Source organism: Streptomyces phaeochromogenes (assembly GCF_001418655.1).
Classification (GTDB): domain Bacteria; phylum Actinomycetota; class Actinomycetes; order Streptomycetales; family Streptomycetaceae; genus Streptomyces; species Streptomyces phaeochromogenes.
Genome location: NZ_LIQZ01000222.1, coordinates 19,531 through 27,499, shown reverse-complemented (window position 1 = coordinate 27,499; position 7,969 = coordinate 19,531). Strand labels below are relative to the sequence as shown.

Genomic DNA, 7,969 nt, shown 5'->3' with positions numbered 1-7,969 from the left:
TGTACGCCGCGTACAAGGCGGCCGGGGCGATCAACGACACCGAGCTGATGACGTTCCGCAGGCTCGGTAGTCGTCTCGAAGGGCATCCGACACCGCGTCGGCTGCCGTGGGTCGAGACGGCCACCGGATCGCTCGGGCAGGGCCTGCCCGTCGGTGTGGGCATCGCGCTGTCCGGCAAGCGGCTCGACCGGGTCGGCTACCGCGTGTGGGTGCTGTGCGGCGACAGCGAGATGGCCGAGGGCTCCGTCTGGGAGGCGGCCGAGCACGCCGGATACGAGCACCTCGACAACCTCACGGCGATCGTGGACGTCAACCGGCTCGGCCAGCGCGGCCCCACCCGGCACGGCCACGATCTCGACGCGTACGCCCGCCGCTTCCAGGCCTTCGGCTGGCACACCGTCGAGGTCGACGGCCATGACGTCGACGCGATCGACCGCGCGTACCGCGAGGCGGTCGCCACCGTCGGACAGCCGACCGCGATCATCGCCCGCACCCTCAAGGGCAAGGGCGTCGCGTCCGTCCAGGACCGCGAGGGCCTGCACGGCAAGCCGCTGCCCGACGCCGACGAGGCGATCGCGGAACTCGGCGGAGTGCGCGACCTCCGCGTCGAGGTCCGGCAGCCGCCCGCCGCCCGCATGCTCCACGCCGTACGCGCCGGGCACCTGGAACTGCCGCGCTACGAGACCGGCGACGAGGTCGCCACCCGCAACGCCTACGGGCAGGCGCTCGCCGCGCTGGGCACCGCGCGCGGAGACGTCGTCGCCCTCGACGGCGAGGTGAGCGACTCGACGCGCGCCGAGTTCTTCGCGAAGGAGCACCCCGACCGGTTCTTCGAGTGCTACATCGCCGAACAGCAGCTGGTCGCGGCGGCCGTGGGGCTCGCCGCGCGCGGCTGGGTGCCGTACGTGTCGACCTTCGCCGCCTTCCTCACGCGCGCCCACGACTTCGTCCGGATGGCGTCCGTCAGCGGGGCGGGCATCAACCTCGTCGGCTCCCACGCGGGCGTCGCGATCGGGCAGGACGGGCCCTCGCAGATGGGGCTTGAGGACCTGGCGATGTTCCGGGCGGTGCACGGCTCGACCGTGCTCTACCCGTGCGACGGCAACCAGACCGCCAAGCTCGTCGCCGAGATGGCGGGCTGCGAGGGCGTCCGCTATCTGCGCACCTCGCGCGGCGAGATGCCGGTCCTGTACGGCCCGAACGAGGAGTTCCCGGTCGGCGGCAGCAAGGTGCTGCGGGCCTCCCCGCAGGACCGGCTGACCGTCGTCGCCGCCGGAGCGACCGTGCACGAGGCCCTGAAGGCCGCGGACGCGCTGGCCGCCGACGGTATCTCCGTGCAGGTCATCGACCTGTACTCGGTCAAGCCCGTCGACCGTCGCGCCCTGCGCGAGGCCGCCGAGCGCACCGGATGCCTGCTGACCGTGGAGGACCACCACGAGGAGGGCGGCCTCGGCGACGCGGTCCTCGACGCCTTCCTCGACGGGCGCCCCGTGCCCCGGCTGGTCCGGCTCGCCGTGCGCACCATGCCCGGCTCGGCCTCGCCCGAGGAGCAGCTGCACGCCGCCGGCATCGACGCCGAGTCGATCGCGGCCTCGGCGAAGCTCCTGGTGGAGAACGCGATCGTGCGATGACCCGTCCAGACCGGTAGGTGCGATGACGCGTCCCGCCCGGTCCGTACGGGACACGGGCGTCCGGAAGGAGTGACCATGGCCGGCACACGGTCCGTACGGGCCGGGCGGCGGACCGTCGAGGTCCACCGGCCCGACAAGGTGCTGTTCCCCGGCGACGGGCCGGCGAAGGAGTACACGAAGGCCGACCTGGTCGCGTACTACCGGGAGGTCGCCCCGTACATGCTGCCGCACCTGCGGGGACGGCCGCTGATGCTGGAGCGGTACCCGGACGGGCTCGGCGGGCCCCGGTTCATGCAGAAGAACGTCCAGGACCACGACCCGGAGTGGATCAGGCGGGTCGAGGTGTCCAAGGAGGGCGGCACCGTCGTCCACCCCGTGTGCGACGACACCGCGACCCTCGTCCACCTCGCCGACAAGGCATGCCTGACCCTGCACCGGTGGCTGTCGCGGGTCTCGCGGGACGGCCGGGTCGACCGTCCCGACCGGCTGGTCTTCGACCTCGACCCCTCCGCCGACGACTTCGAACCGGTGCGCGAGGCAGCCCTGCTGCTCGGCGAGCTGCTCGACGAACTCCGGCTGCCGTCCGCCCTGATGACGACCGGCTCCCGAGGACTGCACGTCGTCGTACCGCTCGACGGACGGCACGACTTCGACGAGGTACGGGAGTTCGCCAAGGCAGTCGCCGACACCCTCACCGAGGCACACCCCGAGCGGCTCACCACGGCCGCCCGCAAGAAGGACCGCGGCGACCGCCTCTACCTGGACATCCAGCGCAACGCCTACGCCCAGACCTCGGTCGCCCCCTTCAGTGTCCGCGCCAGGCCCGGCGCCCCGGTCGCCACACCGCTCACCTGGGAACAGCTCGACGACCCCGGGCTCGGCCCGCGCCGATGGACCGTCGCGGACGCCGTCGAGCAGGCCCGCACCGACCCCTGGGAGGGGCTGCTCCGCAGAGGGCGGGCGCTCGGCCCGGCCCGGCGCCGGCTGAACGCGCTGCGCGGCTGAGGCACGTACCGGCCGGTCCGAACAACCGGCTTCGGGCCGGGTCCTCAGAACCGGCCGAGGAACGTGTCGCCGGAGGTTTGGCCAACGTCCGCCGGGCCACTCGGAGTCCGAGGTGGCCATGTCGAACACATCCAGCACACCAGGTTCACAGAGTTCATCGAACTCTCCCAAGGGCAAGGCGAAAAGCACGGTGGACGAGGACATACCGAGCCCCATGGAGGTGCTGCGCAACGCGCGCACCCAGCTCGCGGAGCTGACCGGAATGGTTGCCGAGTCCGTGTCGTCCTTCGAACGCACCGAGGACGGCTGGACGTTGCAGATCGAGGTCCTGGAACTGGTCAGGGTCCCCGACACGATGAGCCTGCTCGCCAGCTACGAGGCGACCTGCGACCTCCAGGGCGAGCTCACCGGCTATCGGCGTGTCCGGCGCTACGAACGCGGGAGGTCCGACTCCAACAGGCCCGGCGGCCGGTAGGCCGCGGACCCTTCTCCATTCCTTCGGGCGGGACGGCCCGTCTCCGGTCCTTCGGGCCGGGCCCCCGTCCCGCTTCGCTCACACATCCACAACAGACAAGGAGGCACGGTCGGCATGACCGTTGTCCCGGCACAGCAGAGTGGCGGCGGAGGCGGCTCCAGCGGCCTCTACGACGTCCTGGAACTCGTCCTGGACCGAGGGATCGTCATCGACGCCTTCATCCGGGTCTCCGTCATCGGTATCGAGATCCTGAAGATCGACGTGCGTGTCGTCATCGCCAGCGTCGACACGTATCTGCGCTTCGCGGAGGCGTGCAACCGGCTCGACCTGGAGGCCGGATCCAAGGGCAGCCCCGGACTCCCCGACCTGGTCGGTGAGATCACCGAGTCCGGCGCGCGAGGCAAGTCGAAGGGGGCGCTGTCCGGCGCCGCCGAGACGATCTCCGGTGCCTTCAAGGAGGCCCGCGAGGACGGCCAGACCGAGTCCAGGCCGCGCGCCCGCAAGTCCACCGCGGCACGCCGGAAGGAGGAGCAGGAGTGAGTACGTACGTCTACGGCATCACGACCGGTTCGCATCCTTCGCTCCCCGACGGCATGGAAGGGGTCGGCGAGCCGGCCCGGCAGGTGCGCATCATCAAGGAGGGCGACCTCGCCGCGGTCGTCAGCGACGCGCCCGAAGGGCTGCGGCCCAAGCGCAGGGACCTGCTCGCCCACCAGAACGTGCTGGCGGAGACCGGCGCGGCAGCGTCGGTGCTGCCCATGCGGTTCGGCAGCGTCTCACCGGACGACGCGGCCGTGGCCGGGGTGCTCGCCGAGCGCGCCGACCACTTCAAGGAGCGTCTGGAGGCGCTGGCGGGCAAGGTCGAGTACAACGTCAAGGCCACCCACGACGAAGAGGCCGTACTGCACCGGGTGATGTCCGAGAACCCGGAGGTCCGGGCGCTCACCGAGGCCAACCGCAAGGCGGGCGGCGGCAGTTACGACGACAAGCTGCGGCTCGGCGAGGTGGTGGTCGCCGCCGTGCAGCACCGCGAGGTGGAGGACGCCGCCGAGCTCCAGCGCACCCTGGAACCGGTCGCCGCCGCGGTGAGCGTCGGACCGGAGTCCACCGGGTGGCTGGCCAACGTGTCGTTCCTCGTGGAGCGCGCGTCGGCCGAGGACTTCATCGCCGCGGTCGAAGAGGTCCGCAAGGGGCAGCCGCATCTCGAGGTGCGGCTCCACGGCCCGCTGCCGCCCTACAGCTTCGTCGAACCCGGGCCGTCAGAGCCCGCCGAGACACACCACTGAGAGCCGCGAGAGCCGAGAGAGCCGAAACAGAGGAGTCGAGGACATGGGACTGATCGGAGAGGTCCTGATGCTGCCGTTCGCCCCCGTTCGCGGCAGCCTCTGGGCCATGCAACAGGTAGTGGCGGAGGCAGAGCGCCAGTACTACGACCCGGCGGCGGTCCGCGCCGAACTGGCTCGCCTCGAGCAGCGGCTCGAGGCGGGCGAGATCGACGACGCGGAGTTCGACCGTCTGGAAGACGAGCTCCTGGACAGGCTGGAGATCGCCATGACCAGGGGCACCGGAACAGGCAACAACGGGACGACACGATGAATCGACTGGGACTGGGCCTCGCGGTAGGGGCCGGATACGTCCTCGGACGTACCAAGAAGATGAAACTGGCGTTCGCGATCGGCACGATGGTGGCCGGCAAACGGATGCACCTCAGCCCGCGGGCCCTCGCGGACCTGGTGACCGGGCAACTGCAGAACAACCCGCAGTTCAAGGAGATCGGGGACCAGCTGCGCGAGGATCTGCGAGGCGTGGGCAAGGCCGCGTCCGGAGCTCTCGTCGAGCGGCAGATCGAGGGTCTCGCCGACCGGCTGCACGGACGCACCGCACAGGTACGGGACCAGCTCTCGGGCGTGGTTCCGGATGTGCCCGGCGTCGGCGGCAAGTCCGGTGGCAAGTCCCGCGACGACCGGGAGGACGAGCCCGAGGACGAGTACGAGGACTACGACGAGTACGACGAACGCGACCCGGACACCTCGGACGACGAGGTTGGCGAGGTTGGCGAGCGGGAGTCCGCCGAGGACGCCGAGGACGAGGATCGGCCACGGCCGCGCAAGAGGGCCCCGGCCAAGAAGGCCGCGAAGAAGGCGCCCGCCAAGAAGGCCGCCGAGAAGCGGAGCCCCCGCAAGGAGGCCCCGGCCAAGAAGACGGCGGCCAGGGCCGCGAAGAAGGCGCCCGCGAAGAAGACGGCCGCGGCGAGGACCGCCGGGCGCAGCGCTTCGCGGGGCCGGCTGACGAGGGGAGGCGGAGACAATGACTGACACCCTCGGATCCGCGACCAAGAACGCGACCAAGCAAGCGACCGATCACGCGAAGGACAACCCGCTCACCTCCGTCGCCCAGAGCGCGGCGGCCGACCGGCTCAAGGCGGAGGTCCAGGCGTATCTGGGCGCCCAGGCCCAGAAGCTGCTGGTCGGCGTCGGGCACAAGCTCGGTGCGACGACGGGCAAGCTCAACGACATCGCCGAGGGCAACAGTCCGGGCTTCGCCAAGCTCGCCCTCGACGGTGGCCGCAAGCTGGCCGAGGGCAAGGGGCCGCTGAGGTCCGCCGTGGAACTCGGCGCGGGCCGGGCCAAGGACAGCGTCGTCGGCGCGTTCAAGAACCTGACCGGTGGCAAGGGCAAGCGCAAGGGCGGCGCGGGCAAGAAGCCCACGGTCATCCTTGAATACATCGACGTCGGCGTGCCGCTGCGTACGGCCTATGACCAGTGGACCCAGTTCCAGGACTTCAGCACCTTCGCGAAGGGCGTCAAGAGCGCGAACCGCGGCGACGACACCACCTCGGACTGGCAGATGAAGATCTTCTGGTCCAACCGGAGCTGGAAGGCGAAGACCACCGACCAGGTGCCCGACGACCGCATCTCCTGGACGTCCGAGGGCGCCAAGGGCACGACGAAGGGTGTCGTCTCCTTCCACTCCCTCGCCGAGAACCTCACCCGGGTCCTGCTGATCGTCGAGTACTACCCCAAGGGCCTGTTCGAGAAGACCGGCAACATCTGGCGTGCCCAGGGCCGCAGGGTCCGGCTCGACCTCAAGAACTTCGCCCGCTTCATCACACTCAAGGGCGAGGCGAGCGACAGCTGGCGCGGCGAGATCCGCGACGGCGAAGTGGTCGTCACCCACGAGGACGCGCTCGCGGAGGAAGAGGAAGAGGCCGAGGACACCGAGGCGTCCGACGAGCTCGACGACGACGGCGAGGAGACCGAAGCCGACGACGAGAGCGAGGCCGCTGACGAGACCGAGGCTGCCGACGAACTCGCCGAGGACGAGGAGATCCCCGAGGACGAGGAGGACCCGGAGGGCGAGTACGAGGAGGAGGACGAGGAGGCGTACGACGACGAGCACGACGCGTACGCCGAGGAAGAGGAAGTGCCCGAGGACGAAGTGGACGAAGTAGACGAAGAGGAGGCCGAGGCAGCCGAGCCCCGGGGCCGCCGATGACCACGGCCCAGCGCTTCCCCGACGCCTACGGCCAGCAGGGCAGCAGCGCCAACCTCGCCGACATCCTCGAACGGGTGCTCGACAAGGGCATCGTGATCGCGGGCGACATCCGCATCAACCTGCTCGACATCGAGCTGGTCACCATCAAACTGAGGCTCATCGTGTGCTCCGTCGACAAGGCGAAGGAGATGGGCATCGACTGGTGGGAGACCGACCCGGAGCTGTCCTCGAACGCGCGCCGCAACGAACTCTCACGGGAGAACGCCGAGCTGCGTGCACACGTCGCCGAACTGGAACGCGGTCGTGAGGCCGCCCCCGCGCGCAAGCGCGAACCCGCGGAGGAGGAAGCTCAGGGATGAGTGGTCTGCGCTACGTCTACGCCGTCTGCCGCCCCTTCGGCACACCGCTGTCGGCCCAGCTGACGGGCGTCGCGGGTGTCCCGCCCAAGCAGTTGACCCACCACGGCCTCGTCGCCGTGGTGGGTCATGTGCCGGAGGAGGACTTCGCCGAGAGGCCGCTGCGGGCCCATCTGGAGGACCTGGACTGGCTCAGTGCGACCGCGCGGGCGCACCAGAACGTGATCGACGCGCTCACCGTCGTCACCTCGCCGCTGCCGCTCCGGCTCGCGACCGTGTTCCTGGACGACAGCGGCGTCCGCACGATGATGGAACAGCGCGAGGATGCCTTTCTGCGGACGCTCGACCGGCTCGACGGGCGCGTCGAATGGGGAGTGAAGGTCTACGCGGAATCCCCGGAGGCTTCAGAGAACACGGAGTCCCCGGAAGCTTCCGAGACTACGGAATCCTCCGAGAATCCGGATTCCCGGCCGGCGCCCTCTCCCGCCAAACCCGTTTCGGGGCGCGACTATCTGCGGCAGCGGCGCGGTCAGCACAGAGCGCACGAGGAGAAATGGGAACGGGCAGAGGAATTCTCGCGCCGGCTGCACGAGACCCTTTCCGGGTACGCGGAGGAAACCCGGATCCACGCGCCGCAGAACGCGGCGCTCTCCCACGCGCCCGGCCGGAACGTGCTCAACGCCGCCTATCTGGTGCCGCGTTCGGAATCCGAGGCGTTCGTGGAACTGGTGGACCGCACGAAGGACGACTCTCCCGGACTCCGGGTCGAACTCACCGGGCCCTGGGCGGCCTACTCGTTCAGCGGGGAGGACTCGTGACCGTCGTGGAACGCCGGGAGATAGCTCTCGTCGACCTGCTCGACCGGCTGCTCGCGGGCGGGGTCGTCATCTCCGGCGACCTCACACTGCGGATCGCGGACGTCGATCTCGTACGCATCGACCTGAACGCGCTCATCAGCTCGGTGAACGAGCAGGTCCCCTCGCCCTGGGGGGAGTTGGAGTGAGTGA

Annotated in this window: 11 protein-coding genes; all 11 read left to right on the top strand. The window is 70.2% G+C overall.

Annotation, left to right across the window (positions count from 1 at the left end):
* A partial coding sequence (locus AOK17_RS28270; RefSeq protein WP_055615387.1) for a transketolase occupies positions 1-1,631 on the top strand: 1,631 nt, incomplete at its 5' end.
* A gap of 75 nt (positions 1,632-1,706) precedes the next feature.
* Entirely contained in the window at positions 1,707-2,636 is a 930-nt protein-coding gene (ligD, locus tag AOK17_RS28265; RefSeq protein ID WP_055615386.1) for a non-homologous end-joining DNA ligase, read from the top strand.
* A gap of 118 nt (positions 2,637-2,754) precedes the next feature.
* Positions 2,755-3,111: a gas vesicle protein GvpO gene (locus AOK17_RS28260; RefSeq protein ID WP_079053327.1), complete on the top strand. Its 357-nt coding sequence runs from the start codon at positions 2,755-2,757 to the stop codon at positions 3,109-3,111.
* A 114-nt stretch (positions 3,112-3,225) separates the two neighbouring features.
* Positions 3,226-3,651, top strand: a complete 426-nt coding sequence (locus AOK17_RS28255; protein ID WP_055615384.1) for a gas vesicle structural protein GvpA — start codon at positions 3,226-3,228, stop codon at positions 3,649-3,651.
* Entirely contained in the window at positions 3,648-4,397 is a 750-nt protein-coding gene (locus AOK17_RS28250) for a GvpL/GvpF family gas vesicle protein (RefSeq protein WP_055615383.1), read from the top strand. Before AOK17_RS28255 ends, AOK17_RS28250 begins: the two co-directional genes overlap by 4 nt.
* Before the next feature lie 43 nt (positions 4,398-4,440).
* On the top strand, positions 4,441-4,707 hold the full coding sequence (locus tag AOK17_RS28245) for a gas vesicle protein GvpG (RefSeq protein WP_055615382.1): 267 nt from the start codon (positions 4,441-4,443) through the stop codon (positions 4,705-4,707).
* Positions 4,704-5,426: a hypothetical protein gene (locus AOK17_RS28240; RefSeq protein ID WP_055615381.1), complete on the top strand. Its 723-nt coding sequence runs from the start codon at positions 4,704-4,706 to the stop codon at positions 5,424-5,426. The genes AOK17_RS28245 and AOK17_RS28240 overlap by 4 nt, the downstream gene beginning before the upstream one ends.
* Entirely contained in the window at positions 5,419-6,606 is a 1,188-nt protein-coding gene (locus AOK17_RS28235) for an SRPBCC family protein (protein ID WP_055615380.1), read from the top strand. Before AOK17_RS28240 ends, AOK17_RS28235 begins: the two co-directional genes overlap by 8 nt.
* On the top strand, positions 6,603-6,965 hold the full coding sequence (locus AOK17_RS28230) for a gas vesicle protein (protein ID WP_055615379.1): 363 nt from the start codon (positions 6,603-6,605) through the stop codon (positions 6,963-6,965). Before AOK17_RS28235 ends, AOK17_RS28230 begins: the two co-directional genes overlap by 4 nt.
* On the top strand, positions 6,962-7,780 hold the full coding sequence (locus AOK17_RS28225; RefSeq protein ID WP_055615378.1) for a GvpL/GvpF family gas vesicle protein: 819 nt from the start codon (positions 6,962-6,964) through the stop codon (positions 7,778-7,780). Before AOK17_RS28230 ends, AOK17_RS28225 begins: the two co-directional genes overlap by 4 nt.
* The gene (locus AOK17_RS28220; protein WP_055615377.1) at positions 7,777-7,965 is read left to right on the top strand and encodes a gas vesicle protein; all 189 of its coding nucleotides are present in this window, start codon (positions 7,777-7,779) and stop codon (positions 7,963-7,965) included. Before AOK17_RS28225 ends, AOK17_RS28220 begins: the two co-directional genes overlap by 4 nt.
* Positions 7,966-7,969 lie beyond the last annotated feature (4 nt).

Coding starts and splice junctions, on each gene's coding strand:
- AOK17_RS28260 (WP_079053327.1), top strand. CDS start 2,755: ATGTCGAACACATCCAGCACACCAGGTTCACAGAGTTCATCGAACTCT.
- AOK17_RS28225 (WP_055615378.1), top strand. CDS start 6,962: ATGAGTGGTCTGCGCTACGTCTACGCCGTCTGCCGCCCCTTCGGCACA.
- AOK17_RS28230 (WP_055615379.1), top strand. CDS start 6,603: ATGACCACGGCCCAGCGCTTCCCCGACGCCTACGGCCAGCAGGGCAGC.
- AOK17_RS28255 (WP_055615384.1), top strand. CDS start 3,226: ATGACCGTTGTCCCGGCACAGCAGAGTGGCGGCGGAGGCGGCTCCAGC.
- AOK17_RS28235 (WP_055615380.1), top strand. CDS start 5,419: ATGACTGACACCCTCGGATCCGCGACCAAGAACGCGACCAAGCAAGCG.
- ligD (WP_055615386.1), top strand. CDS start 1,707: ATGGCCGGCACACGGTCCGTACGGGCCGGGCGGCGGACCGTCGAGGTC.
- AOK17_RS28245 (WP_055615382.1), top strand. CDS start 4,441: ATGGGACTGATCGGAGAGGTCCTGATGCTGCCGTTCGCCCCCGTTCGC.
- AOK17_RS28240 (WP_055615381.1), top strand. CDS start 4,704: ATGAATCGACTGGGACTGGGCCTCGCGGTAGGGGCCGGATACGTCCTC.